Consider the following 24,324-nt stretch of genomic DNA (forward strand, 5'->3'; position numbering starts at 1 on the left):
TTCCTGAGGTCTTATGGAAGGACTTTGATGTGTGGTCAGTCCATCGCGTGACTGGTCACGCGTCACCGTCCACCAGGGCCACCATGCGGCGGTGCTCGTCGGCCATCTGGGCCAGGATGAGGTGGCGCTGGGTGGCCGGCATGTCGGGGTGATCGAGGAGCTGATCGAGCTGGGTGCCCAGGTCAGCGAGGCTCGGGCCCAGATCGGGGGCCGGCTTCCGTTCCGGCACCGGCACCGGGACCGGCGCTGGAACTGGCTCTGGCACTGCCACTGGTGGCGGCGGTGCGATGGCGCGGATCTCCATCGTCGGAACCGGCTCTCTCGGCGCTGGGACCGGCTTCGCCTCGGCCCGGGCCCGATCGAGCAGACCGTTGAGCGTCGTGGTCAGCTCGGCCACCTCGCGCGGGCTCTTCACCTCGGGCAGCCGCTGCGCCGGATCGGCCGGGTCGAGGCCGCGCGCGGCGGTCAGCAACCGCTGGAACGGACGCAGCACGAGACCCGTCGCGAACCAGACGCCGGCCGCGCTGAGCACGGCCGCGAGCAGCACCAGCAGATTCACGACCAGCACGTTATCGCTGTGTTGCTCCTCCAGGGCGGCCAGGCTGATCAAAATCTGGAGCTGGGCGCCGGTCGTCAGCGTCTCGGCCAGCGAACGCCACTCGTCGTCGCCCGCGCTGACCGTCGAGTAGCCGTCCTTCACCTGCACCGGGAAGCCGGCCGACGTGCCGACCTGTTTGCGCAGCTCACCCTTGTTGATCAGGCGGACCGCGTACGTCCCGTCGGTCGGGAGCGAGCCGTTCTTGGTGGCCGCCGTCCGCACCTGTTCGGTGCGCGCGGCGAGGACGCGATCGAGCTCGGCCCGGTCGCGGTGGTCGATGCGCACGACGATGAGCAGCCCAGCCAGCACCACGATCAGGGCGACGAGGGCGGTGACGATGAGAGTGAACTGGGTGCGGAGCCTCATGACCGGGGGATTTTCCTCACGACAGAGGGGCGGGGGCGGCGGCTGCCGGTCGAGTCACACAACGGAACCAGAAGATACTGGTTCGGGTTAAGGTATTACCTGCCCGCGTCGAGAGGCGCTGCGACGGAGATCGGTTAGTGCCGTCTCCGCCACGCTCGGCCCGGGTTCCTGACTTCAAGGGCGCCTCCTGATGAGGGAGGAGCCCTCGTGATTTCTGATCTTGGCAAAAGCCGCCTGACCACCGCCAACGGGGTCGAGTTCGCGGTCGCCGACATCTCGCTGGCCGAGGCCGGTCGCCACCAGCTGCGCCTCGCCGAGCACGAGATGCCCGGCCTGATGTCCCTGCGCGAGGAGTTCGGCGCCAGCCAACCGCTCAAGGGCGCTCGCATCGCCGGCTCGCTGCACATGACCGTGCAGACCGCTGTGCTGATCGAGACCCTGGTCGCGCTCGGCGCGCAGGTCCGCTGGGTCTCCTGCAACATCTTCTCGACGCAGGACGAGGCGGCCGCCGCGGTCGTCCTCGGCCCCAACGGCACCGCCGACAAGCCCGAGGGTGTCCCGGTCTTCGCCTGGAAGGGCGAGACGCTCGAGGATTACTGGTGGGCGACCACCCAGCTCTTCGACTTCGGCAACGGCCTCGGCCCCAACATGATCCTCGACGACGGCGGCGACGCCACCCTGCTCGTGCACAAGGGTGTCGAGTTCGAGGCGGCCGGCGCGGTCCCGGCGACCACCGAGGACGACAACCACGAATACAGCATCATCCTCGAGACCCTGCGCGCGAGCCTGGCCTCCGACCCGCAGCGGTTCACCCGCATCGCGGCCGAGATCCGCGGCGTCACCGAGGAGACGACCACCGGTGTGGCGCGGCTCTACAAGCTGGCCAAGGAAGGCACCCTGCTCTTCCCGGCGATCAACGTCAACGACGCGGTCACCAAGAGCAAGTTCGACAACAAGTACGGCATCCGCCACTCGCTGGTCGACGGCCTGAACCGGGCTACCGACGTGATGCTGGGCGGCAAGCTGGCCGTGGTCTGCGGCTACGGCGACGTCGGTAAGGGCTCGGCCGAGACGCTGCGCGGCCAGGGCGCTCGCGTCGTCGTGACCGAGGTCGACCCGATCTGCGCGCTGCAGGCGGCGATGGACGGCATGCAGGTCGTCCGGCTCGAAGACGTGGTCGACCAGGCCGACATCTTCATCACCACCACCGGTGGCACCGACATCATCACGGCCGGCGACCTGGCCAAGATGAAGCACAACGCCATCGTCGGCAACGTCGGCCACTTCGACGACGAGATCGACATGGCCGGTCTGGCCAAGATCCCGGGCGTCGAGAAGGTCGAGATCAAGCCGCAGGTGCACGAGTGGCGCTTCCCTGACGGGCACTCCGTGATCGTGCTCTCCGAGGGTCGCCTGATGAACCTGGGCAACGCCACCGGCCACCCCAGCTTCGTCATGTCGAACTCCTTCACCAACCAGGTGATGGCCCAGATCGAGCTCTGGACCAAGCCCGGCGAGTACGAGAAGCAGGTGTTCGTCCTCCCGAAACACTTGGATGAGAAGGTGGCCCGGCTCCACCTCGACGCGCTGGGCGTACGCCTGACCACGCTCACCAAGAAGCAGGCGGAATACCTCGGCGTCGACATCGATGGGCCCTACAAGCCCGAGCACTACCGCTACTGACAAATCGCTTTCCCCGCCCGGCCTCTTCGGCGGGGCCGGGCGGGGAAAGATGGTTTCGTGCACGTTGAGGAAACACTGCTCTTCGTTCTGGCCGCCGTCGCGCTGATCGTGGCCATGAGGTGGATCGCCGAGAAGACGGGGCTACCCGCCGCCGCGCTGCTGACGATCGCCGGCATCACCTATGCGCTGCTGCCGGGACCCAACCTTGAGCTCGAACCCGAGCTGATCCTGACGTACGTGATCCCGCCGCTGCTCTACAGCGCGGCGCTGGACTCCTCGCTGCTCGACATCCGGCGCCACGCCCGCACCGTCATCAGCCTGTCGGTGCTGCTGGTGCTGGCCACCGCACTGCTCATCGGCTATGGCATCGACCTCTGGGTGGGCGGCGCGACCCTCGCGGCCGGCGTGGCCCTGGGCGCGGCCGTGGCCCCGCCCGACCCGGTCGCCGCGCTCGCCGTCGGCCGCCGGGCCGGCCTGCCCGGCAAGCTGATCACCCTGATCCAGGGCGAGGGCCTGCTCAACGACGCGACGGCGCTGACGATCCTGACCGTCGCGATCGCGGCGGCCGAGGGCGGCGGTTTCTCCGTACCGTCCGCGACCGCGCAGTTCTTCATCGCGGCGATCGGCGGGGTGATCGCCGGCGTGGTGGTGGCCTACGTCGTGCGCTACCTGCGCCCGCTGCGCAAGGACCCGCTGACCGCGAACGCCATCTCGCTGGCCACACCCCTGGCCGCGTACGTCTTCGCCGAGTCGGTACACGTCTCCGGCGTGCTGGCCGTGGTGGTCGCCGGCCTGATCATCGGGCACGACTCGTCCCGGCACAGCGTGGCCGCGAGCCGCCTGCAGACCGGCGCGGTGTGGCGGCTGGTCGACTTCCTGCTCGAAGGCTTCGTCTTCCTGCTGATCGGCCAGCAGTTGCCGACCGTGGTCGACGAGCTCAGCAACTACAGCATGAGCACGATCCTCACCGCCGTCGGCGTGACGGTCGGGGTGACGCTGGTGCTGCGCCCGGTCTGGCTCATCCTCACCCAGCTCCTCCCCCGCTCGCTGCACCTGCGACTCGGTGGCGAGGTCGAGGCCGACGCGTCCAGCGGCCCCCGCCGCGACCCCGAGAAGGCCCTCACCGGCCGCGAGGTCACGGCGCTGAGCTGGGCCGGCACCCGCGGCGTGATCAGCCTCGCGGCGATCTTCACGCTGCCCGCGTCGGTGCCGCACCGTGACCTGCTGCACTTCTGCGCCTTCGTGGTCGTGCTGGTGACCCTGCTCGGCCAGGGCCTGACCTTCGCGCCGCTGGTGCGCTGGCTCGGGCTGCGCGCCAACAAGACCGACGAGGCCCGCGAACGCAACGAGGCCCGCTCGGCGTCGGTGCAGGCGGCCATCGACCGGCTCGACGACATCCGGGACGAGAAGCACGACAACGTCGAGGACCAGGCCATCGAAAGCATGCGCAGGCAGCTCGAGGTGCGGCTCGAACGCTACCGCCGCCGCCTCGACCTGCTCGAGAAGGCCGACTCGGACGAGATCCCCACGTCCCCGCAGTACGAGGCCGCGCTCATGGTGCGCCGCATGGTGATCGAGGCCCAGCGCGAGGAGCTGCTGCGCTGGCGCGACGCCGGCAACCTGAACGACGAGGGCCTGCGCACCCTGGAACGCGAACTCGACCACGAGGAACGCCTCCTGCCGGACCGCTCCTGACACAACTCTTACAAACGGCGAGCACTCCTCTGACCCGCGACCGGAACTCTGAGCGCCATGAGACGAACCCTCGCTTCCCTCGCGCTCACCGGCTTCCTCCTCGCGGGCGGGGCGTGCGCCGCCCAGCCGGGCCCCTCGGTCGCGGCCGTCGACGCCCTGCTCGTCTCGGCCGACCAGCAGATCGGCGAGAACACCGACCCCGCCGACCTGGCCGACGACCTGCGCACCGACCCGCCGGCCAAGGACGTGAACGCCGAGGGCACGACCTCTCAGGAGACCGCGGCGACGGCCAAGCGCCCCGCGAAATCCGTGGCCGAGCGGGTTGACCGCCGCCTGACGGCCTTGAAGCGCTTCGACGCCGCCGTCGACAAGGCCAAGCACCTCCAGCCCGCCCACCGCGACACCCTGAAGAAGCTGATCGCCGACCAGACCACCGGCCTGACCGCCCTGCGCGACAAGACCGGCAAGGACACGGCCCGCAGCATCGTCGTCGACTACCGAGTCTTCGTCCTGACCGCCCCCAAGGTGCGCCTGGCCGCGGCCATCGACACCGAACTGGCCGCCGTAGCCAAACTCCGCGACCGCAAGAACATCGACCAGGCCAAACTCGACGCCGTCGAGAAGTCCCTGACCGGCCAGGTCGACACCCTGCTGGCCCTGAAGCCCGGCCCCGATGCCAAGGCCCTGCGCGCCTCACTCGAACCGATCCGCACCGCCGCGAAGGAAGCCCGCACCACGCTCAAGTCCCTGCGCTGAACCTTCCGAGCCGGCGCTGAGCGAGCCCGCACCACCTTCGGATCCCAGCACTGACGCTTTTCCGACCTGTGGACAACCTCTCCCACCCACCCGGCCCGGCGTAGATTCGCACCTCTCTCCCGGGTGGGTGGGCAGGCTAGCGGTAGGCGCTGGTTGCCCCCATTTGTGTTCCTGGGCCTGTCCCGAGCCGCTCGGCGCCACTGACTGTCGAATCCCGGGGCCACGCGCGGCCGGCCCAGCGATCGATGCCATGCTGCGCGCGTGGTGAGCGTGTCGATCGATTCGGACGGGGATGACCCCGCCGTCGTCGTGGTGATGCTGTCGGCGCCGTCCTGGGAGTTCCATTTCTGGGCTCATCTGAGCGAGCTCGCCCGGCTGAGGTCGATCCGTGAGGCTGACTGGTCCGCGCGTCGGTCGCTGCAGATCGGCGACGCCCGCGGAATGCCGGTCCACTGGTGCATCAACAAGGACAACAACACGGTGTCCGCCCTGATCGGCCCGGACGACGAGATGTGGCACATCTCCTTCGGAATGCCGGTCGACACGATCGATCGACTCGCCGCCGCGGCAGTGGACCTTCTTCCCCCACCAGACCCGCCCACCCCTCACCCGGGACAGCGCGAAATCTTCTGAACGAACCGCGGCGAATCACGGAGACCCGAAGCTGGGCAGCCGGGCCACAATTCGATCGGGCCGCGATCAACCCCCGGGTGGCCGCAGCGGCGCCTTCCGGATCTCGGCATGCTGGGCGATAACTCTGAACAGCGCCGACACGCGCCGTGCCGGAGCGGGTCTACAACCTCGCCACCTGGCGTGCGGCGATCAGCAGGTACTTCGACCCCCACCCCGGTGCGCGCCTGCTCGATCTTGGATGCGGCACCGGAAGTTGGTCGAGGGCGTTCAGCGCCTGGTGGCCCGATGTAGACGTCTTGGCGTGGAGCCCTCTGTCGCGATGCGCGAACGTGCCGTGTTCCGGCGGTTCTGCCGGGAACCGCCGAGGACATCCCTTTCACGGACGCGAGCCTTGACGGAGTCTGGCTGTCCACCGTCATTCACCACGTTGCCGACCTGGAGGCAGCCGCTCGGGAGATCCGGCGGGTGCTGAAACCGGGTGCACCTCTGCTGATCCGGTCGGCGTTCGCGGGGCGGCAGGAAGCGATCAGCCTGTTCCGCTGGTTTCCGGAGGCGGTTGCGGTGCTCGACAGCTATCCGAGCATCGCCGGCGTCGAGGCCGCATTCGCCACGGCGGGGTTCGCGACCGCGGGCTGCGAACCCGTTTCGCAGGTGTCCGCCCCGTCGGTGGCCGCGGCCGCCAGCCAGCTGCGGCGGGAGGCGCACATCCCGCTGCAGCTGATCAGCGACGAGGCGTATGCGGCAGGGGTAGCGCGGCTGGCTGAGGCCGCACGCGCACAGGGCGGGCCGGTCGTCGATGCTCTGGACCTGCTGGTCCTGCGCTGATGGCGTGGGGACTCGCGAACAGTGTCGACAGGTCTCTCGGGCGCAACCACTCACGCAGGTCGCCGTGGTGGGGTGAGCGTTCTGGGCGCGCCGGCGCCCTGCTCGGCCCGCCGCGGCCCTCGGCGGGAGCGACGGTCTGCACCCACCACCCCGCTACGACATCGACCTTGATCTAAAAATTGACACTCCGGCTACACGCTTGTGTAGTAGGCTGCACGCGTGAGTAGCGATCTGACGGCTCGTGCGCGCATTCGGGATGCGGCGATCAAGCTGTTTGCTGAGCGTGGCGTTGATGGCGCCACTGTCCGTGACATCGCGCAGGAGGCCGGCGTCTCGTCGGGGCTGTTACGTCACCACTTCGGGTCCAAGGAGGGCCTGCGGGACGCGTGTGACGAGTGGGCGTTGAGTGAGCTGACGAAGATCAGCGGGCGGTTCACCGACTTCCGCACGCTCGACGGCCTCACCCCTCGCGTCATGTTGCTGCAGCGATACCTGATCCGCTCCACGATGGACGGCTCGCCGACCGGTGCCGCCATCTTCGACCGCATGCTCGAATACGGCGAGCAGTGGCTGGCCACCACCGATCTCAAGGTCGCCGACCCGCGCGCGTTCGTGGCTGTGCTGAGCGTGATGAAAATGTCGATGTTCACGATGCGTGATCTGATGTCGCGGGCTCTGGGTGCTGATGTCACCGAGCCGGCCGCGTGGGCCCGCATGCTCCAGGCGTCTCTTGATCTCTTCTCGCAACCCCTCATCACCCCGGAGCAGGCCCTGCAGGCGCGGGCTGCTCTTGATCGACTCGCCGCCGAGGCGGGAGAGGACGCGTCATGACCGAGGCCATCGATGCCACCGGGCTCGTCAAACGGTTCGGCAAGGTCACCGCCCTGGACGGGCTCGAGCTGCACGTCGAGACCGGCGAGGTGCACGGGTTTCTCGGGCCGAACGGGGCCGGCAAGACGACGACGATCCGCATCCTGCTCGGGCTGATGCGCAGCCACCGCGGCAGCGTGCGGCTGCTCGGCGGCGACCCGTGGGCCGAGGCGACCGCGCTGCACCGGCGGCTCGCCTACGTGCCGGGCGACGTGACGCTGTGGCCGAACCTGACCGGCGGCGAGGTGATCGACCTGCTCGGGCGGCTGCGCGGCGGTCTCGACCCGAAGCGCAAGGCCGAGCTGCTGGATCGGTTCGAGCTCGACCCGCGCAAGAAGGGCCGCACCTATTCGAAGGGCAACCGGCAGAAGGTCGCGCTGATCGCCGCGCTGTCGTCCGATGTGGAGCTGTTGATTCTCGACGAGCCGACCTCGGGTCTCGATCCGCTGATGGAAGAGGTGTTCCGCGAGGTCATCGGCGAGGAGAAGCGCCGCGGCGACCGTACCGTGCTGTTGTCGAGCCACATCCTGGCCGAGGTCGAGGCCCTGTGCGACCGGCTCACGATCATCCGGGAGGGGCGTACGGTCGAGACGGGCACGCTCGCCGACATGCGCCACCTGACCCGCACGACCATTCAGGCCGAGCTGTCCGGGCCGCCCGACGGGCTGGCGACGCTCGCCGGCGTGCACGACTTCCAGCTCGACCACGACCGGGTGCGCTTCGACGTCGACACCGACGCGCTCGAACCCGCCCTGCGCAAGCTCGTGACGGTCGGGGTGCGCAGCCTGGTCAGCCAGCCTCCGTCGCTCGAGGAGCTGTTCCTGCGGCAGTACCAGAAGGACGAGCGATGACCGGCGTCGGCAGTCTGGTCCGGCTGATCCTCCGCCGCGACCGCGTGATCCTGCCCCTGTGGGCGGTGCTGCTCGGGCTGGTTCCGGCGGGCTATGTGGCGTCGTTCGAGGGGCTCTTCCCGACCGTCGCCGAGCGGCTCGACTACGCCCGCGTCAGCGCCACCAACGCCGGTTTTGTCACGCTCTACGGTCCGCTGGAGGGCTCGTCCCTCGGCGAGCTGGTGGCCTGGCGGGCAGGTTTCCTTCCCGTTCTGGTCGCGCTGTGTGCCGTGCTCACGGTCGTGCGGCACACGCGCGCCGATGAGGAGTCCGGCCGCACCGAGCTGGTCGGCGCGGCCGCGGTCGGGCGTCACGCCCAGCTCGCCGCCGCTCTTCTGACGACGGCTGGGGCGAGCCTCGTGCTCGGGGCCGTGCTGACCGCCGCGATGGTCGGGCAGGGAATGCCGGTCGAGGGTTCGCTGGCCTTCGGCGCCGAGATGGCCCTGACCGGCTGGGCGTTCGCGGGCGTCGGCGCGATCGCGGCCCAGCTCACCAGCAGTGCCCGCAGCGCCCGCTCGATCGGCCTGCTCGCGCTCGGCGTGGCTTTCGTGCTGCGCGTCGGCGGCGACACCTCGGCCCTCAGCGACGGCGCGCTCTCGTGGCTGAGCTGGCTCTCCCCGATCGGATGGGTGCAGCACCTCTTCCCGTACGGCGCCAACAACTGGTGGCCCGCGGTCCTCGCGATCGTGTTCTCAGCCGGGACTTCCGCTGTGGCCGCCGTGCTGCTGACCCGCCGCGACTTCGGCGCCGGCCTGCTCCCCGCACGGCTCGGCCCGGCCTCCGCGTCCGCCGGGCTCAGCACCCCGTTCGCGCTGGCCTGGCGACTGCACCGCGGCCTGCTGCTCGGCTGGACGATCGGCTTCGCCCTGCTCGGTCTCATCTTCGGTGGCGTCGGCGGCAGCGTCCTCGACATCGCCTCGGAGAACCAGGGCCTGAGCGACATCTTCGCCCGCCTCGGCGGCTCCGAGGCCCTTGTGGACAGCTACTTCGCCGGCACCGCGGGCATCCTCGGCCTGATCGCCGCCTGCTACGCCGTCCAGGCCACGCTGCGCCTGCGCGACGAGGAACAATCCGGCCACGCCGAAGCAGTCTTGACCACGGCCGTCTCCCGCTACACGTGGGCCGGCACCCACCTGCTCTTCGCCCTGCTGGGCCCGGCCGTGGTTCTCGCCGCCGCGGGCCTGGCCACCGGACTGGCTTATCCACAGGGCGATCTGGGCACGATTCTGGCCGGTACGCTCGTGCAACTACCGGCGGTGTGGGTGCTGGCCGCCCTCGCCGTGCTGGCGTTCGGTCTGCTGCCGCGCCTGTCCGCGGTGGCCTGGGCCGCGCCCGCCCTGTGCCTGCTGATCCTGCTCGTCGGCCAGACCCTCCAACTCGACCAGTGGATCCTCGACCTCTCCCCGTTCACCCACGTCCCCCACCTGCCCGGTGGCGACATCTCGGCCACCCCGCTGGTGACGCTGACCGTGGTGGCCGCGGCGCTGACCGCAGCGGGAATCGCAGGCCTGCGCCGACGCAACATCCCCGATTAAGAGCAAGACGTCGCAGCGGGGTGGGTGGTTACCGACCGTCGCTCCCGCCGAGGGCCGCGGCGGGGTGAGCAGGGCGCTGGCGCGCCCAAACCACTCACCCCACCACGGCGACCTGCGTGAGTGGTTGCGCCCGAAAGACCAGCCGGCGGGGCGTTCGCGAGCCGTCTCGCCGACGCTGGCACAGCGGATCAGATCACCGCAACACCAGCAGGTCCAGAGCATCGACGACCGGCCCGCCCTGTGCGCGTGCGGCCTCAGCCAGCCGCGCTACCCCTGCCGCATACGCCTCGTCGCTGATCAGCTGCAGCGGGATGTGCGCCTCCCGCCGCAGCTGGCTGGCGGCTGCGGCCACACCCAGCCATCCGAGCGGCTAGCAAGACAAACTGCACCGGTTCATATGGGCAGCGGCACGGATCCGGAAGCTACGTCCCCCAGCTTGCCCACCCACCCGGAAGAGCAGGGCGACACAACCTCGCGCCGGAGGGGTAAGACGGGTGGCTTGGGCCGTAAGAACAGGGTTGATGTTGACGTCGCCGGGTTTCAGGCCATCCATGACGTCCGGGTCGCAGTCGACGTTTCCGGCGAGGCGATCACCGGCGCACACGCCGAATCCTCGCTTGCCGCGCTCAGCGCGAGCGTTGTCGGCCAGGCTGTCGAAGTGGGCGGCCGTCGCCTCGGCGGAGCCGCAGGCGCTGGTCAGCCAACGAACGGTCTGCTCATCCTTGCCGGCGATGTGCGCCGCGACATCAACGTCCGTCAGAGCTCGCAGCGTGATCCTCATGCGGTGACCATAGGGAACCGCTCGCAGCGCCCGACAGTCGTCATGCAACCTCGCGGTGGTATCAGGCCAGCATGTCGCTCATCGAAAATGCGTAGATATCCAGGCTTCGACATCCTCGGTCAGCCAGATCCGGCCCGAGTCGAGATCAGCTACGGGTTCCGGGAAGGAGGCGTCCAGGCTGAGGCTGCCGAACTCCCCCGTCGTGACGCCGAGTCGGGCTCGCACCTCGACTACGCCCATCAGGCTGATCTCGCCCGGTTCCTCGATTTCGGGCTCGCCGTCAGCATCACGAGCGAGCTTCGATCCGCTTTGCGTCATGTCGTCCATCTTACGGATGCAGTTGTCATACGTAACCTCTGGAGGCACACTGCGTGTGCCAATTCCGGGGCGTCATAACGTCTGTAGTTGTGGGACTCAAAGGGCGCCTCTTCACGACCGGAGACATCGCTGTCCGGCTCGGCGGTGTCACCCGCCAGTACGCCGCGACCATCGCCGGACGGAAAGGCTTCCCCGAGCCTTTCGAGGACTGGGGACCGGGCCAGCTCAAGGTGTGGCGCGTCGAAGACGTCGAGGCGTGGATCAAGGCCAACCGCCCTGAGCTAGACGCTTAGAACAGCCGGGGCCGGCTATGGGCGGTCGGTATCGATGACGATGCCGAGGGCGCCGGCCAGGATGTAGGACAGCTCCAGTAGGTCGTCGGGGTGGACGATCGCGCCCTCCCAGTTGGTGATGCCACCGATGCCCTGCAGTTCGCAGTGCCGGAACCGGGTGCCGGCCATGGTGGCCTGGTGGAACTGCGCCCCGGACAGGTCGCAGTCGGTGAAGCTCGCACCGCGCAGATCGGCTTCGGTGAAGTCGGCGCCGGCCAGGTTGCAGTTCTGGAAAGTCACCGCCTCGAAGCGCGTGAAGCGCCAGTTCGTCAGGTCGGCCTTGCAGTCGGTGAATGCGACGTCGCTGAGCATCGCGCCGCTGGCCGCCAAGCCGGTCGCTCGGCAGCCCGACAGGCTGACCCGTTCGAGTCTTGCGTTCTCGGCCCGCACGTTGGACAGGTCGGAAGTCTCCACGACACAGTCGGTGAAGCGCACGGTCTGCAGTTGTGCGCCCGCGAAACTCGTCTGGCGAAAGGCGCAGCGGTCGAACTCGACGCTTTCCGCCAGCGTGCCGCCCAGGTCGACGCCCTGATAGCCAGCGGCCTCAACCGTCTGCTCGTGTTCGAGTTCGCACTGCACAACACTGGCCGGAGAGAGCGATTCCGGCAGTTTGGGCGCCAGCGGCGGACCCATGCGCGGACGGCGGTTGGTCGCGGCTCGTCGGTTGATCACCGGATTACCCTAGGCGGCGTGCCTATCCCGGAGTTCGTCGTCGCCCTCAGGAAGAAGGTCGGGCACGACCCGTTGCCGCTGCCGGGCGTGATCGCCGTCGTGCTCGACGACCGGAACCGTGTGCTGCTCGTACGCCGTTCCGACACCGACGAATGGGCGCTGACCACCGGTTGTCTCGAGCCCGGCGAACAGCCGGCCGACGGCGCGAGACGCGAGGTGCGGGAGGAGACCGGCGTCGAGGTCACCGTCGAACGCCTGCTCGCTGTCGAGGCGCTCGATCTCGACGTGGCCCCGAACGGCGACCAGATCTACTGGCTCTGCGTCGGATTGCTGTGCCGCTACGCGGGCGGCGCGGCGCGGGTCAACGACGACGAATCGGTCGACGTGCGGTGGTTCGAGGCCGCGGACGTGCCGGCCCTGCCGCCGCACCAGGCCCGCTGTCTGGAGCAGGCGCTGCGTGGCGACAGGCCGTAGAAGCGTCACCCCACGTGTACGTGAGGGCGTCGGTTGCGGTCGGGTTCGGCCTGGCGGATCATTTCGCGGGTTACCGGGGCCACCTCGCCCTGGCCGAAGATCAGGTAGCGGATGAAGTTGGCGACCGGGCTGCCCTCGGTCCATTCGAAGTAGATGTGTGGCCGGCGGCCCGTGGTGTCGCGGATCCACAGCAGCAGGGCGGCCAGCGCGCTCGGCACCGACGAACTCTCCACGCGCAGCACCCGGTAGCGGTGGTGCAGGACCTCACCCCGTACGCGGAGCTCGGTCTCGAAATCGGAGGCGTCGGCGACCGTCACCTCTACGAAGATCACGTCACGGTCGTCGGCCATGTCGTTGTCGGCGAGGATCTGAGCGATCTTGTCGCTGTATTCGCGGGTGTCGCGGCCGTCGGGCTCGTTGGCGACCAGCCGGATCTGGCGACGACGGCATTCGTTGAGGAAGCCGCGCGCGACCTCGTCGGCTTCGATGTTCGTGACGCGCAGGTCGAACGAGCGGAAGAGCCGGGACAGGAACGAGGTCACCAGGATCGCCGCGATAAAACAGGCCGCGATCTTCACGCCGTCCGGCCGCTCGACCACGTTGGCGACGGTCGTGTAGGCGAACAGCACCGCGATGACCCCGAAGGCGTACGTCCGTTTGCGTTGCCCTCGTCGGCGGGCCGAGAGCGTCACGGCGACCGCGGCTGACGTGATCAGCACCAGGACTCCGGTGGCGTAGGCGCCGCCCTGCGCGTCGACGTCGGCGTCGAAGATCCAGGTGATCAGGAACGCCGTGCCGGTGAAGACCAGCACCAGGGGGCGTACGGCCCGGGCCCAGCTGGGCGCCATGCCGAAGCGCGGCAGGTAGCGCGGCACCAGGTTGAGCAGCCCGGCCATCGCCGATGCCCCCGCGAACCACAGGATCGCGATCGTCGACAGGTCGTACGCGGTCCCGAAGACGTTGCCGAGCCTCTCGTGGGCCAGGAAGGCCAGCGCGCGCCCGTTCGCCTCGCCGCCCGCCTCGAACTCCGACTGCGGGATCAGCACGGTGGTGACCAGGCTGCTGGTCATCAGGAACACGCTCATGATCACGGCGGCCGTGGTGAGCAGCTTCTTCGCGCCGCGGATGCGTCCGGCGCGGTCGCCCTTGATGTGCGGCATGACCGCGACGCCGGTTTCGAAGCCGGACAGTCCGAGGGCCAGTTTGGGGAAGACCAGCAGCGCGATGCCGACCATGGCGAGCGGACTGCCGTGCGAGGTGGTCAGCGCGTCGGTCCAGTCGATCACCGCGTGCGGGTGGGTGATCACCTGCCACAGTCCGTCGCCGATGACGACGACGTTGAGCACGAGATAGATGCCGACCAGGCCGACCGCGATGCCGATCGCCTCGGTGAAGCCCTTCAGGAAGACCGCGCCGAGCAGGGCGATCAGCAGCATGGTCACGATCACCTGGTGGCCCTGCAGCGAGTCGGGCCAGAACGGGTTCTCGTCGATGTGCGCGGTCGCGTCGGCGGCCGAGAGGGTGATCGTGATGATGAAGTCGGTGGCCGCGAAGCCGAGCAGGGCCAGGACGAACAGCTTGCCCTTCCAGAAGGACAGCAGCTTGACCAGCATCGCGATCGAGCCCTCGCCGTTCGGGCTGTCCGAGGCCACGCGGCGATAGACGGGCAGCGCCCCGAGCAGGGTCACCAGCACGAGCACGAGGGTGGCGATCGGCGAGAGAACACCGGCGGCGAGGGCGGCGATGCCCGGCTGGTAGCCCAGCGTGGAGAAGTAGTCCACGCCGGTCAGGCACATCACCTTCCACCACGAGTGCGGCTTCTCGTCGGGGTCGGCCGGCTGGCCGTGCGGGCCCTCGTGGTGCTGTGCGGTCTCGTTCAGTCCGGAGAGCATCCAATCCCGGAACCCGGTTGCGGTCACCGCAAAATGGTTCCATCGTCGTGACATCGACCGCCAAGCGAGAGCGTTAATACGGCGTCAAAAAAGCCGCGCATCCTCTCCGTGGGTAGCGGCGTTGACACGGCGTGCGATTTCTCTCCGTCCTGGTGCTGCTGACCATGAGCGGGGCCGCCCCGGCCGCGCCGCTCGCGGCCCGCTACACGTTCGACGGGCCCGCACCGCTGGCCGACGTCTCCGGGCACGGCCATGACCTCAGCCCGGTCAGCCGGTTCGGCGGCGCGTTCCAGACGGTGCCGCACGGTGCCGGCAAGGCTCTGGCGTTCCCGCCACCGTGCCGCAACGAGCCCTGCCCCCGGATCGCGCTGCGGGCGGCCAGCACGACGGAGCTCAACCCGGGCCGGCGCCCGATCCGCTACGGCGCCTCGGTGCGGCTCGCCCCCGATCAGACGACCGACGGCGAGAACGTGTTGCAGAAGGGCTATTCGATGCGGGGCAGCCAGTACAAGCTGCAGATCGACGGCCTGGCCGGGCGGCCGAGCTGCGTGCTGGTCGACGACCGGCACCCGCGCATCCACGCCGCGATCAGCAGCGTGGGCATCGCCGACGACCGCTGGCACACGCTGGAGTGCCGCCGCGACGGGACCCGCCTGAGCATGCTGGTCGACGGCTTCGAACGCGGGCGGGCCACGTTACCGGCCGGCCTGTCGGTCAACAACCGCCTGCCGTTCAGCATCGGCGGGAAGGGCTCCTACGCCGACAACGACCAGTTCCAGGGCATGCTGGACGACGTCTGGGTGACGATTCAGGCCGGCGGCAGCGCGTAGGGGCGGGAGACGACCTCGACGTTGCTGAACCACGTGGTGACGTGCACGCGGATCTCGGGCGTGCCGGGCAGGCGCGGCACGGCGGCCAGGTGCATGTTGCGCGACGAGAAGACGACCGTTCCGGTCAGGTCGACCTCGACCCCCTCCGGGACGATGATCTTCAGCTCGCCGAAGGTGCAGGTGCCGGCGACCTCGATGACGTCCTGGTCGGTGAGCACCTCGCGCAGGTCGAGCTCGGTCGAGCCGAACAGGGTGAAAAGCTTGAGCCGCGGTTCGCGCAGCCGCCAGCGGCCCCGGCGCTTGTTCTCGCTGAAGACGGTGACGACCTTGTCGACCGTGGTGGCCGAGCCGACGACCGGCGCGCGGCCCAGGTCGGCGGTGACCCGGACCAGATCTTCGGTCGTCTCGGCGGCCCAGACCTCGCCGACGCGCACGCTGAACTGCTCAAGCGTCAGAATGCCGTCGCCGCACGCCTTCTGCAGCAGCTCGGCGGCGCGCTCACGCTCGGGCTCGGAGGGCGGCACCCGCATCGGTGTGGTCACGACGCGATCTTAGGGCTTCCGGGCCACCAGGCCATAGACGCTGACCTCGGCCGGCGTCGGGCGGGGCTGCGGCTCGTCGTCGGCGCGCCAGTCGCTGACGGCCACGATGCCCGGCTCGAGGATCTCCAAGCCTTCGGCGATCGTACGGACCTCGTCGCGCGTGCGCGGCCAGGCGTCGATCTGACCCCGGGCCGCCATCGCCTCGAACCGGGCGCGGGTCTCGGCGTCGGAGAAGTCGCCGGTGCCGTTGCTCAGCACCAGGTAGCTGCCGGACGGCAGGGCGTCGAGCAGCGTGCGCACCAGCCCGGCGGCCTCGTCGGTGTCGCGGATGAAGTGCAGCACGGCGATGAGCATCAGCGCGACCGGCTGATCGAGGTCGAGCACGTCGCGGAGGGCCGGGTCGGCGAGGATCTTGCCGGGGTCGCGCAGGTCGGCCTCGAGATAGGCGGTGCGGCCCTCGGGGGTGCTGGTCAGCAGCGCCCGCGCGTGCACCAGCACCATCGGGTCGTTGTCGACGTAGACGACGCGCGAGCCGGGCGCGATGCGCTGGGCGACCTCGTGCGTGTTGTCGGCCGTGGGCAGGCCGGTGCCGATGTCGAGGAACTGCCGGACGCCGGCTTCCTGGGTCAGGTGGGTGACCGCGCGCCGCAGGAAGCCCCGGTTCTCGCGAGCGGTCGTGCGGATGGTGGGGAAGACCGCGGCGATCTGCTCGCCCGACTCGCGATCGACGGCGAAGTTGTCCTTGCCGCCGAGCCAGTAGTTGTAACGCCGCGCCGAATGTACCCGGGTCTCATCCACCATCCGGGCAGTTTAGTCCTTTGTGGAGGACGTCAGCGCCCCGGAAAGTTCAGCAAACGCCCAGGTGTGCAGCGTGGCGGGAGTCGTGCTGCGAAAATCTCGCGGCGCCCGGTCGGGGTGGTCACGACAATCGTCATGACCACCCGTTTACCCGGCTCAGACCTGCAGGAACTCGATTCCCAGCAAACTGGCGGCGGCCTTGTAGTCGGCGGCGCGGTGGCCGAGCGACAGCGACCAGTGGTGGCCGACGCCGGAGGCGCTCCAGTCGTCGACCCACTCGCCCGGGTCGCGGCCGAAGTCGACCCGGCTCGTGGTGTTGCCGATCGCGAGCAGCGGTCCCTCGACCACGGTGCCCTCGCCCGCGATGAACGACAGCGAGCCGTCCCGGTCCTGGCCCAGCCCGAGCAGGGTCACCGGCCCGGGGCGTACGTCGAATTCGACCGAGACGCCCCAGCCACGCTTGCCGTGATAGACGCCCAGCCCGCGCAGCAGCGGCTGCCGTGAACTGACCGCGAGGTGGGCCGGCCCGTCGTGCCCCATCTCGACGACGTCGTCCTCGAAATTCAGCGCCTGGATCTCGCAGAACGATCCACCTGCCCCGGCGACCTGGGTGGCGAGCTGGGCCACGGTCGTACGCAGCTCGTATTCACCGGTCGTCGGGATGCCCCGCGCGGTCAGCAGCGACGCGCCCAGGATCATGCCGGCGCCGAGCCGCTCGTGCTGCTCGCCGGCCAGCCCACGGTGGTAGTAGGCGAGGCTGTCGAGGTCGAAGTCCTCGGCGAGCTTGTCGAGGCCGACCGAGACGCGAGCGCCCCAGGCGAAGTCGTCGTCCTTCACCGAGTCGTCCAGCACGAAGATCTTGCGGGCCAGCTCCATCCGCTCGGCGACCTCGTCGTCGGTCGCCGCGAGCGTGCGTTCCCGAAGGTCGTCGAACTCGAGCACCTCGACGTGCGAACCGAACGTGGTCGGCAGCAGCGTGAGGTCGGTCGACACGTCGAGCATGCCCGGATAGAGGTGGCCCATCAGCCCGTGCCGGGCCGTACGCAGCGCGGCCCGCACCCGGGCGGCGGTGATCCACCGCGAGATGCGCGTCCAGGCGCTCTCCTGCTTGAGCCAGCCGGTGACCGACCGGAACGGGATGCCGGCCCGCCGGAACAGGTTGCCGACCTCGGGCACCGGGCACTGCCCGCAGTAGGCCAGCCAAGCCCCGGTGTCGAAGGTGGCGTGGTCCATCTTCTCGGTCGGCTGCAGGTCGATGACCAGCACCGGGGTGTTCGACCGCTGCGCGATCGGCAGCACCATCGACGACGTGAGATAGGTGGTCAGGAAGAGCACGATGAGGTCGCAGTCGGCCTGCCGCAGCTTCTCGGCCGCGACCGCGCCCTCCTGCGCGTCGGAGATGAAGCCGACGTCGGTGACCTCGGCGTCCATCTCCTGGAACCGCTCGGAGACGTACCGGGCCGACTCCTGCAACTGCGGCAGCAGGTCGGGGAACTGCGGCCAGTACGTGCCGAGGCCGCCGGCCACCAGCCCGATCCGGGTCTTACGTCGTGCTTTAGGGGTGAGGATCATGCTGTCTCCCAAAGGATCACGTGCAGGTTGCGGGGGCCGTGCACCCCCTCGACCCGGTTGAGCTCGATGTCGCTGGTCGCTGAGGGCCCGCTGATCCACGTGAGGGGGCGGGTCGGTTCGAGCTGGGCCACGGCCTCGGGCACGGAGGCGACCACCTGTTCCGGACGCAGCACGCAGATGTGCAGGTCGGGCAGGAGTGAGAGGATGCGCCGCCCCTGATCGTCGGAGGCGTCCAGCACGATCGTGCCGGTCTCGACAACGGCGACGGCCGCGGCGGTCACGACACCATCGGCCGCGGCGATCTCAGCCGCCGAAAGACCGTCGTCACGACGCACCGGCACCTCCGGCGGCAGCCATTCCCCGGGCAGACCAGGGGGTACGACCAGAGTGCCCGACCCGATGATCTCGGCGATCGCGCCCGAGACATCCGACGTACGGTGAACTACCGCCTTGTAGTCGACCAGCCGCTCGACGAGCAAGTCAAGATCAACAGGTGCCGCGCCGGTCCGATAGTCGCGCGGGATATCGGGCTCCGCGGGAGAAGAACCCAGCGCCTGGCGGATTCGCCCGAGAATCAGCTCTTTGCTGCTCATCGACCCCGCCACCAATCCCTGAAGGTCTCCGACGGCGGCGTGGGCAGGTCGCGCGAGGACGACCAGCCGTTCAACGGCGGCGGCAACCCCCGACCCCGTTTACCGAGCAACTTCGCCAGCCTGGCGGCTTTCTGCGCGCGCTCATAGAGCTTGGGATGGTCCATCGTGTACGCCGCAGCCGCCATCGCGGTCCTCTCGGCGCGCGGGTGCGGCACCTGGTTACGCAGGTGCACGAGGATCGACGGGATGTCGATCTTCACCGGGCAGGCGTCGAAGCACGCCCCGCACAGCGACGACGCGTACGGAAGCGAAGCGTTGTCCTCGACCCCGGTCAGCTGCGGCGAGAGGATCGCGCCGATCGGGCCGGGATAGACCGAGCCGTACGCGTGCCCGCCCGTCCGCTCGTAGACCGGGCACACGTTGAGGCAGGCCGAGCACCGGATGCAGTGCAGCGCCTGGCGACCCACCTCGTCGGCCAGCACCGCCGTACGCCCGTTGTCGAGCAGCACGAGGTGGAAGTTCTGCGGCCCGTCGCCGGGCGCCACCCCGGTCCACATCGACGTGTACGGGTTCATCCGCTCGCCGGTCGAGGCGCGCGGCAGCAGTTGAAGGAACACTTCGAGGTCCTGCCATGTCGGTACGAGCTTCTCGATGCCCATGACGGTGATCAGCGTTTCCGGCAGGGTCAGGCACATGCGCCCGTTGCCCTCGGATTCGACGACGGCGAGCGTGCCGGTCTCGGCGATGCCGAAGTTCGCCCCCGACACGGCCACCTTGGTGCTGAGGAACGTCTCGCGCAGGTAGCGCCGGGCCGCCGCGGCCAGCACGGGCGGATCATCGGTCAGGTCCGGATCGACCCCCGGCATCTCCGAAAGGAAGATCTCGCGGATCTCGGAGCGGTTGCGGTGAATAGCCGGCACGAGGATGTGCGACGGCTTGTCGTGGCCGAGCTGCACGATGAGCTCGGCCAGGTCGGTCTCGACCGGCGTGATGCCGGCGTCCTCGAGAGCCTCGTTGAGCCCGATCTCCATCGTCGCCATCGACTTGATCTTGATGACCCGCTGCTCGCCGGTCGCCTTCACCAGGTCGGTGACGATGCGGTTGGCCTCCGTGGCGTCGGCCGCCCAGTGCACCACGCCACCGGCCGCAGTGACCCTCTCCTCGAGCTGCTCGAGCAGCCGCGGCAGATTGGCCATCGTGTACGCCTTCAGTGCCGACCCCGCCGACCGAAGCTCCTGCCAGTCCGGCAGCTCGGCGATGACCGCGCCCGATTTGCCGCGGATGGTCGTCGTCGCGTGCTGCAGGTTGCGCCGCAGCTGCGGATTCGCCAGCGCCGTCCGCGCCGCCTCAGGGAACGGCTCGTCGCCCCGCAGGTGACCCACACCCCGAGGTGCGTACGCCGGCATGCCCAGAAATGTGCTCACGAGCCAGCCTCCGTCGACGCCAGGATCTCGGCCAGGTGCACCGTCCGCACGCCGGACTGCAGCCGGGACAGGCCACCGCCGATGTGCATCAGGCAGGACGCGTCGCCGGCCGTGCAGACGTCGGCGCCGGTGTCGAGCACGTGCCGCATCTTGTCGGCCAGCATCGCGGTCGACGTGTCCGCGTTCTTCACCGCGAACGTGCCGCCGAACCCGCAGCACTGCTCGGCCGCGGGCAGCTCGACCAGGTCGAGCCCGCGTACCTGGCGCAGCAGCCGCAACGGGCGATCGCCGACCCGCAGCACCCGCAGCGAATGGCAGGTCGGGTGATAGGTGACCCGATGCGGGTAGTAGGCGCCGACGTCCTCGACCTTGAGCACGTCGATCAGCAGCTCGGACAGCTCGTAGGTGCGGCCGGCGACGGTCTCGGCTCGCGACGCCAGCCCCTCCTCGCCGGCCTGGCGCGCGACCATCGCGTGCTGGTGGCGGATCGAGCCGACGCAGCTGCCCGAGGGGGCCACGATGACGTCACACGACTCGAAGGTGCGCACGTAACGGCGTACGAGGGGAAGTGCCTCTTTCTGGTAGCCGGTGTTGACGTGCATCTGGCCGCAACAGGTCTGCTCCTCGGGGAAGACGACCTCGTGACCGAGCCGTTCGAGAAGCTGGACGGTTGCCTTCGCCGCGGCCGGGAACATCGTGTCGGCAAGGCAGGTGGCGAACAACGCTATCCGCACTGCGCCTCCTTAACGGGGGATCTGGGGCTCGTACCGCACCACTCGCTGAGTTTCTCGCAGAACCGTACGCAGCGCCGCGAGGTCACCGTTGATCACCCCGGCCGCGCGGGCCTGCACGAGCAGGTTGCCCAGCGCGGTCGCCTCGACCGGCCCGGCCAGCACCGGCAGCCCGCAAGCGTCGGCGGTGAGCTGGCAGAGCAGCTCGTTGCGAGCCCCGCCGCCGACGATGTGGATCGCGTCGACGTGCCGTCCCGAGAGCTGCTGGGCCTGCTCGACGGCCCGCTTGTGGGCGACCGCGAGACTGTCCACGATGCACCGGGTTAGCACCGCCGGGCTCGGATCTTGCAGACCCGCCGCTTTCGCCACCCGCTGAGCCATGTCGCCCGGCGGCATGAACACGGGATCGTCGAGATCGATGACCACGGGCTTCTCTCGTGAGGCGGCCCGCAGCAGCTCGGTGATGTCCGGGTTGCCCCACTCGCGCATGCACTCCTGCAGCGGCCACAGCCCCATCACGTTGCGCAGATAGCGGATCGTGCCGTCGACCCCGCCCTCGTTGGTGAAGTTGGCCTGCCTCGAGGCCACGCTCAGCACCGGCTCGTTCAGTTCCAGACCGACCAAAGACCAAGTGCCGCAAGAGATGTACGCGAAATGCTCGCTCTCGGCCGGCACACCCACGACGGCCGACGCCGTGTCGTGCGACCCCACGGCCACCACACGCGTGCCGCGGTAGTCGCCGATCACGTCGCCGGGTTGCCGGATCGGCGGCAGCAGCGAGGGTCGCAGGCCGAGCTCGGCGATCAGGGGCGCCGACCAGTCCCGGGTACGCACGTCGAGCAGCCCGGTCGTCGACGCGTTCGTGTATTCGGCGCCCATCTCCCCGGTCAGCCAGTACGCCAGCAGATCCGGGATGAGCAGCATCTGCTGGGCGATCTCGAACTGCGGCGTGCCCTGCGCGGCGGCGAGCTGATAGATCGTGTTGAACGGCAGCTTCTGCAGTCCACTGATCTCGTAGAGCTTCTCGTCGCCGACCGTCAGGCGCACGTTGTCCGTACGGCCGTCGCGGTAGTGCACGGGGTTGCCGAGCAGCGCGCCCGACGCGTCGAGCAGGCCGTAGTCGACCGCCCACGAGTCGATGCCGATGCTCTCGACCGGGCCCGCCTTCTTCAGCCCTTCCAGCACCCCGCGGTAGAGCGAGAGGATGTCCCAGTGCAGGGTGCCGCCGACACGCACCGACTCGTTGGCGAACCGATGTACTTCCTGGATTTCGACGCGGTTCTTCTCCAAGCGACCGACCATGACGCGCCCGCTGGACGCGCCGAGGTCGACCGCGGCGAACGATGTCATCGCAGGAAGGCCGCGGCCACCCCGGCGTCCACCGGAATGTGCAGGCCGGTCGTGTGGGTCAGGTCGCCGCCGGTCAGCGCGAAGACCGCGTTGGCGACGTGCTCGGGCAGCACCTCACGCTTGAGCAGGGTGCGCTGCGCGTAGTACTCGCCCAGCTTCTCCTCGGGCACGCCGTAGACGGCGGCACGCTTGGCGCCCCAGCCTCCGGCGAAGATGCCGGAGCCTCGTACGACGCCGTCGGGGTTGATGCCGTTGACCCGCACGCCGTGGGCGCCCAGCTCGGCGGCGAGCAGCCGCACCTGGTGGGCCTGGTCGGCCTTGGTCGCGCCGTAGGCGACGTTGTTGGGCCCGGCGAAGATCGAGTTCTTGCTGGAGATGTAGATGATGTCGCCGCCCAGGCCCTGCGCGACCAGGATGCGGGCGGTCTCGCGGGAGACCAGGAACGAGCCCTTGGCCATCACGTCGTGCTGCAGGTCCCAGTCCTGCTCGGTGGTCTCGAGCAGCGGCTTGGAGATGCTCAACCCGGCGTTGTTGACCACCAGGTCGACGCCACCGAAAGCGAGAACCGCCTCCTGGAGGCTCTGCACGATCGCGTCGGCGCTGGTCACGTCGGCCGCCACCGCCAGCGCCACGTCGGCGCCGCCGATCTCGCCGGCCACTGTTCGCGCGGCTTCGAAGTCGCGGTCGGCGACGACCACGCAGGCGCCCTCGGCGGCCAGCCGCAGCGCGATCGCCCGGCCGATGCCCGAACCACCGCCGGTCACATAGGCGATGCGGGTCGCGTGGGGCTTCGGCTTCGGCATGCGCTGCAGCTTGGCCTCTTCGAGGGCCCAGTATTCGATGCGGAACTTCTCGGCCTCGTCGATCGGGGCGTAGGTCGAGACGGACTCGGCGCCGCGCATCACGTTGATGGCGTTGACGTAGAACTCGCCGGCGACGCGGGCGGTCTGCTTGTTGGCGCCGAACGAGAACATGCCGATGCCGGGCACCAGCACGATGGCCGGGTCGGCACCGCGGATGGCCGGGCTGTCGGCGGTGGCGTGCCGCTCGTAGTAGCCGCGGTAGTCGTCGCGGTAGGCCTCGTGCAGCTCCTTGGCCCGGGCCACGACCTCGTCGAGCGGGGCGTCGGGGGCGGTGTCGAGCACCATCGGCTTGACCTTGGTGCGCAGGAAGTGGTCAGGGCAGGACGTGCCCTTCTCAGCGAGCTCGCCCAGACGCTCGCTGTTCACGAAGTCGAGAACAACGTCGCTGTCGGTGAAGTGTCCGACCTGCGCCCGATCAGTTGAGGCGAGCCCGCGCAGGACGGGGAAGAGCTCCGCCGCCCGCTGCCTCCGGTTCGGTGCGCTTTCGTGGACTTTCTTACCGAACGGTTCGGCTTTGCCGTGCTCGGCCAGATAGTCGGCGGCCAACTTGATGATCTCGAGCGAGTTACGTTCGGATTCCGCGCTGGTCGCGCCCCACGCGGTGATGCCGTGCCCGCCCAGGATCACGCCGATCGCCTGCGGGTTGGCCTTCTGCACGGCGGCGATGTCGAGGCCGAGCTGGAAACCGGGCCGGCGCCACGGCACCCACAGCACCCGGTCGCCGAAGATCTCCTTGGTCAGGGCCGGACCGTCGGCCGCGGTGGCGATCGCGATGCCGGAGTCGGGGTGCAGGTGGTCGACGTGAGCGGACTCGACCAGCCCGTGCATGGCGGTGTCGATCGACGGCGCCGCGCCGCCCCGGCCGTGCAGGCAGTAGTCGAAGGCGGCGACCATCTCGTCCTCGCGCTCGACGCCCGGGTAGGTGGCCGTCATCGCCCGCAGCCGGTCGAGCCGCAGCACGGCCAGGCCCTTCTCGGTCAGGGTGCCGAGGTCGCCGCCGGAGCCCTTGACCCACAGCAGGTCGGCCGGCTCGCCGGTGACCGGGTCGGTCTCGCTGCCCTTGGCCGAGGTGTTGCCCCCGGCGTAGTTGGTGTTGCGCGGGTCGGCGCCGAGCCGGTTGCTGCGCTCCAGGAGCTCACGCACTGCGGGGTTCGTCATGGTGTCCTTCGCCGGGGTCGCTAGACGTGACGCTGTGTGGGCCAAGGCCGTGGCCGTCGAACTCGGCCCGGCCATTATGCCGTGAAACGTTTCAGACGTTGCCGACACATTACGGGGCTGTAGCGACCGCGGTCAAGATGCCT

General features: G+C 69.3%; 23 protein-coding genes and 2 pseudogenes. 11 read left to right on the forward strand and 14 right to left on the reverse strand.

Annotation, left to right across the window (positions count from 1 at the left end):
* Window positions 1-55 precede the first annotated feature (55 nt).
* A complete protein-coding gene (locus EER30_RS09400; RefSeq protein ID WP_164842268.1) occupies window positions 56-964 on the reverse strand; it encodes a hypothetical protein in 909 nt (302 codons plus the stop codon).
* 207 nt (window positions 965-1,171) lie between these two features.
* Here EER30_RS09400 and ahcY point away from each other — a divergent pair, with 207 nt between their 5' ends.
* The 8 genes and pseudogenes from ahcY (at window position 1,172) to EER30_RS09440 (ending at window position 9,851) form a co-directional block, all read left to right on the forward strand.
* The gene (gene ahcY / locus EER30_RS09405; RefSeq protein WP_205650150.1) at window positions 1,172-2,647 is read left to right on the forward strand and encodes an adenosylhomocysteinase; all 1,476 of its coding nucleotides are present in this window, start codon (window positions 1,172-1,174) and stop codon (window positions 2,645-2,647) included.
* A gap of 57 nt (window positions 2,648-2,704) precedes the next feature.
* On the forward strand, window positions 2,705-4,342 hold the full coding sequence (locus EER30_RS09410) for a Na+/H+ antiporter (RefSeq protein WP_127499937.1): 1,638 nt from the start codon (window positions 2,705-2,707) through the stop codon (window positions 4,340-4,342).
* A gap of 57 nt (window positions 4,343-4,399) precedes the next feature.
* On the forward strand, window positions 4,400-5,098 hold the full coding sequence (locus EER30_RS09415) for a hypothetical protein (RefSeq protein WP_127499938.1): 699 nt from the start codon (window positions 4,400-4,402) through the stop codon (window positions 5,096-5,098).
* 261 nt (window positions 5,099-5,359) lie between these two features.
* On the forward strand, window positions 5,360-5,731 hold the full coding sequence (locus tag EER30_RS09420; RefSeq protein WP_127499939.1) for a hypothetical protein: 372 nt from the start codon (window positions 5,360-5,362) through the stop codon (window positions 5,729-5,731).
* Between the two features lie 146 nt (window positions 5,732-5,877).
* Window positions 5,878-6,556, forward strand: a pseudogene (locus EER30_RS09425) (class I SAM-dependent methyltransferase).
* Between the two features lie 219 nt (window positions 6,557-6,775).
* Window positions 6,776-7,387: a TetR/AcrR family transcriptional regulator gene (locus EER30_RS49585; RefSeq protein ID WP_127499940.1), complete on the forward strand. Its 612-nt coding sequence runs from the start codon at window positions 6,776-6,778 to the stop codon at window positions 7,385-7,387.
* Window positions 7,384-8,277, forward strand: coding sequence for an ABC transporter ATP-binding protein (locus EER30_RS09435; protein WP_127499941.1), 894 nt, complete (start codon window positions 7,384-7,386; stop codon window positions 8,275-8,277). Before EER30_RS49585 ends, EER30_RS09435 begins: the two co-directional genes overlap by 4 nt.
* Complete coding sequence (locus EER30_RS09440) at window positions 8,274-9,851, forward strand: ABC transporter permease (protein ID WP_127499942.1); 1,578 nt, start codon at window positions 8,274-8,276, stop codon at window positions 9,849-9,851. Before EER30_RS09435 ends, EER30_RS09440 begins: the two co-directional genes overlap by 4 nt.
* A 193-nt stretch (window positions 9,852-10,044) precedes the next feature.
* Here EER30_RS09440 and EER30_RS09445 read toward each other — a convergent pair.
* The 3 genes and pseudogenes from EER30_RS09445 to EER30_RS09455 all read right to left on the reverse strand — a co-directional run.
* Window positions 10,045-10,194: pseudogene (locus EER30_RS09445) on the reverse strand (SAM-dependent methyltransferase); the annotation flags it as partial.
* Window positions 10,195-10,221: 27 nt separating this feature from the next.
* Window positions 10,222-10,632, reverse strand: a complete 411-nt coding sequence (locus EER30_RS09450; RefSeq protein WP_127499943.1) for a hypothetical protein — start codon at window positions 10,630-10,632, stop codon at window positions 10,222-10,224.
* A gap of 78 nt (window positions 10,633-10,710) precedes the next feature.
* Window positions 10,711-10,959: a hypothetical protein gene (locus EER30_RS09455; RefSeq protein ID WP_240669911.1), complete on the reverse strand. Its 249-nt coding sequence runs from the start codon at window positions 10,957-10,959 to the stop codon at window positions 10,711-10,713.
* Between the two features lie 80 nt (window positions 10,960-11,039).
* Here EER30_RS09455 and EER30_RS09460 point away from each other — a divergent pair, with 80 nt between their 5' ends.
* Window positions 11,040-11,243: a DNA-binding protein gene (locus EER30_RS09460; RefSeq protein WP_240669912.1), complete on the forward strand. Its 204-nt coding sequence runs from the start codon at window positions 11,040-11,042 to the stop codon at window positions 11,241-11,243.
* A gap of 15 nt (window positions 11,244-11,258) precedes the next feature.
* On the opposite strand, the gene EER30_RS09465 is transcribed toward EER30_RS09460, so the two are convergent.
* A complete protein-coding gene (locus EER30_RS09465; protein WP_240669913.1) occupies window positions 11,259-11,954 on the reverse strand; it encodes a pentapeptide repeat-containing protein in 696 nt (231 codons plus the stop codon).
* Between the two features lie 18 nt (window positions 11,955-11,972).
* Here EER30_RS09465 and EER30_RS09470 point away from each other — a divergent pair, with 18 nt between their 5' ends.
* A complete protein-coding gene (locus EER30_RS09470) occupies window positions 11,973-12,428 on the forward strand; it encodes an NUDIX hydrolase (RefSeq protein WP_127499944.1) in 456 nt (151 codons plus the stop codon).
* 5 nt (window positions 12,429-12,433) lie between these two features.
* Here the strand turns inward: EER30_RS09470 and EER30_RS09475 are convergent, their stop codons facing one another.
* Window positions 12,434-14,374, reverse strand: coding sequence for an APC family permease (locus EER30_RS09475; RefSeq protein WP_127499945.1), 1,941 nt, complete (start codon window positions 14,372-14,374; stop codon window positions 12,434-12,436).
* Window positions 14,375-14,451: 77 nt separating this feature from the next.
* Here EER30_RS09475 and EER30_RS09480 point away from each other — a divergent pair, with 77 nt between their 5' ends.
* Entirely contained in the window at window positions 14,452-15,150 is a 699-nt protein-coding gene (locus EER30_RS09480; RefSeq protein WP_240669914.1) for a LamG-like jellyroll fold domain-containing protein, read from the forward strand.
* On the opposite strand, the gene EER30_RS09485 is transcribed toward EER30_RS09480, so the two are convergent.
* The 8 genes from EER30_RS09485 to EER30_RS09520 form a co-directional block, all read right to left on the reverse strand.
* Window positions 15,129-15,692, reverse strand: a complete 564-nt coding sequence (locus EER30_RS09485; protein ID WP_240669915.1) for a DUF1707 SHOCT-like domain-containing protein — start codon at window positions 15,690-15,692, stop codon at window positions 15,129-15,131. The two genes, EER30_RS09480 and EER30_RS09485, sit on opposite strands and share 22 nt — an antisense overlap.
* Before the next feature lie 9 nt (window positions 15,693-15,701).
* Window positions 15,702-16,493, reverse strand: coding sequence for an SAM-dependent methyltransferase (locus EER30_RS09490; RefSeq protein WP_127499946.1), 792 nt, complete (start codon window positions 16,491-16,493; stop codon window positions 15,702-15,704).
* Between the two features lie 153 nt (window positions 16,494-16,646).
* On the reverse strand, window positions 16,647-18,062 hold the full coding sequence (locus EER30_RS09495) for an L-fucose/L-arabinose isomerase family protein (RefSeq protein WP_127499947.1): 1,416 nt from the start codon (window positions 18,060-18,062) through the stop codon (window positions 16,647-16,649).
* The gene (locus EER30_RS09500) at window positions 18,059-18,655 is read right to left on the reverse strand and encodes a LutC/YkgG family protein (protein ID WP_127499948.1); all 597 of its coding nucleotides are present in this window, start codon (window positions 18,653-18,655) and stop codon (window positions 18,059-18,061) included. The genes EER30_RS09495 and EER30_RS09500 overlap by 4 nt, the downstream gene beginning before the upstream one ends.
* The gene (locus EER30_RS09505) at window positions 18,652-20,079 is read right to left on the reverse strand and encodes a LutB/LldF family L-lactate oxidation iron-sulfur protein (protein ID WP_127499949.1); all 1,428 of its coding nucleotides are present in this window, start codon (window positions 20,077-20,079) and stop codon (window positions 18,652-18,654) included. The genes EER30_RS09500 and EER30_RS09505 overlap by 4 nt, the downstream gene beginning before the upstream one ends.
* A complete protein-coding gene (locus EER30_RS09510) occupies window positions 20,076-20,813 on the reverse strand; it encodes a (Fe-S)-binding protein (protein WP_127499950.1) in 738 nt (245 codons plus the stop codon). Before EER30_RS09510 ends, EER30_RS09505 begins: the two co-directional genes overlap by 4 nt.
* A gap of 9 nt (window positions 20,814-20,822) precedes the next feature.
* Window positions 20,823-22,160, reverse strand: coding sequence for a rhamnulokinase (locus EER30_RS09515; protein WP_127499951.1), 1,338 nt, complete (start codon window positions 22,158-22,160; stop codon window positions 20,823-20,825).
* Window positions 22,157-24,181, reverse strand: a complete 2,025-nt coding sequence (locus tag EER30_RS09520) for a bifunctional aldolase/short-chain dehydrogenase (protein WP_127499952.1) — start codon at window positions 24,179-24,181, stop codon at window positions 22,157-22,159. The genes EER30_RS09515 and EER30_RS09520 overlap by 4 nt, the downstream gene beginning before the upstream one ends.
* Between the last annotated feature and the right edge of the window lie 143 nt (window positions 24,182-24,324).

Source organism: Actinoplanes solisilvae (assembly GCF_003999975.1).
GTDB classification, from domain to species: Bacteria; Actinomycetota; Actinomycetes; order Mycobacteriales; family Micromonosporaceae; genus Actinoplanes; species Actinoplanes solisilvae.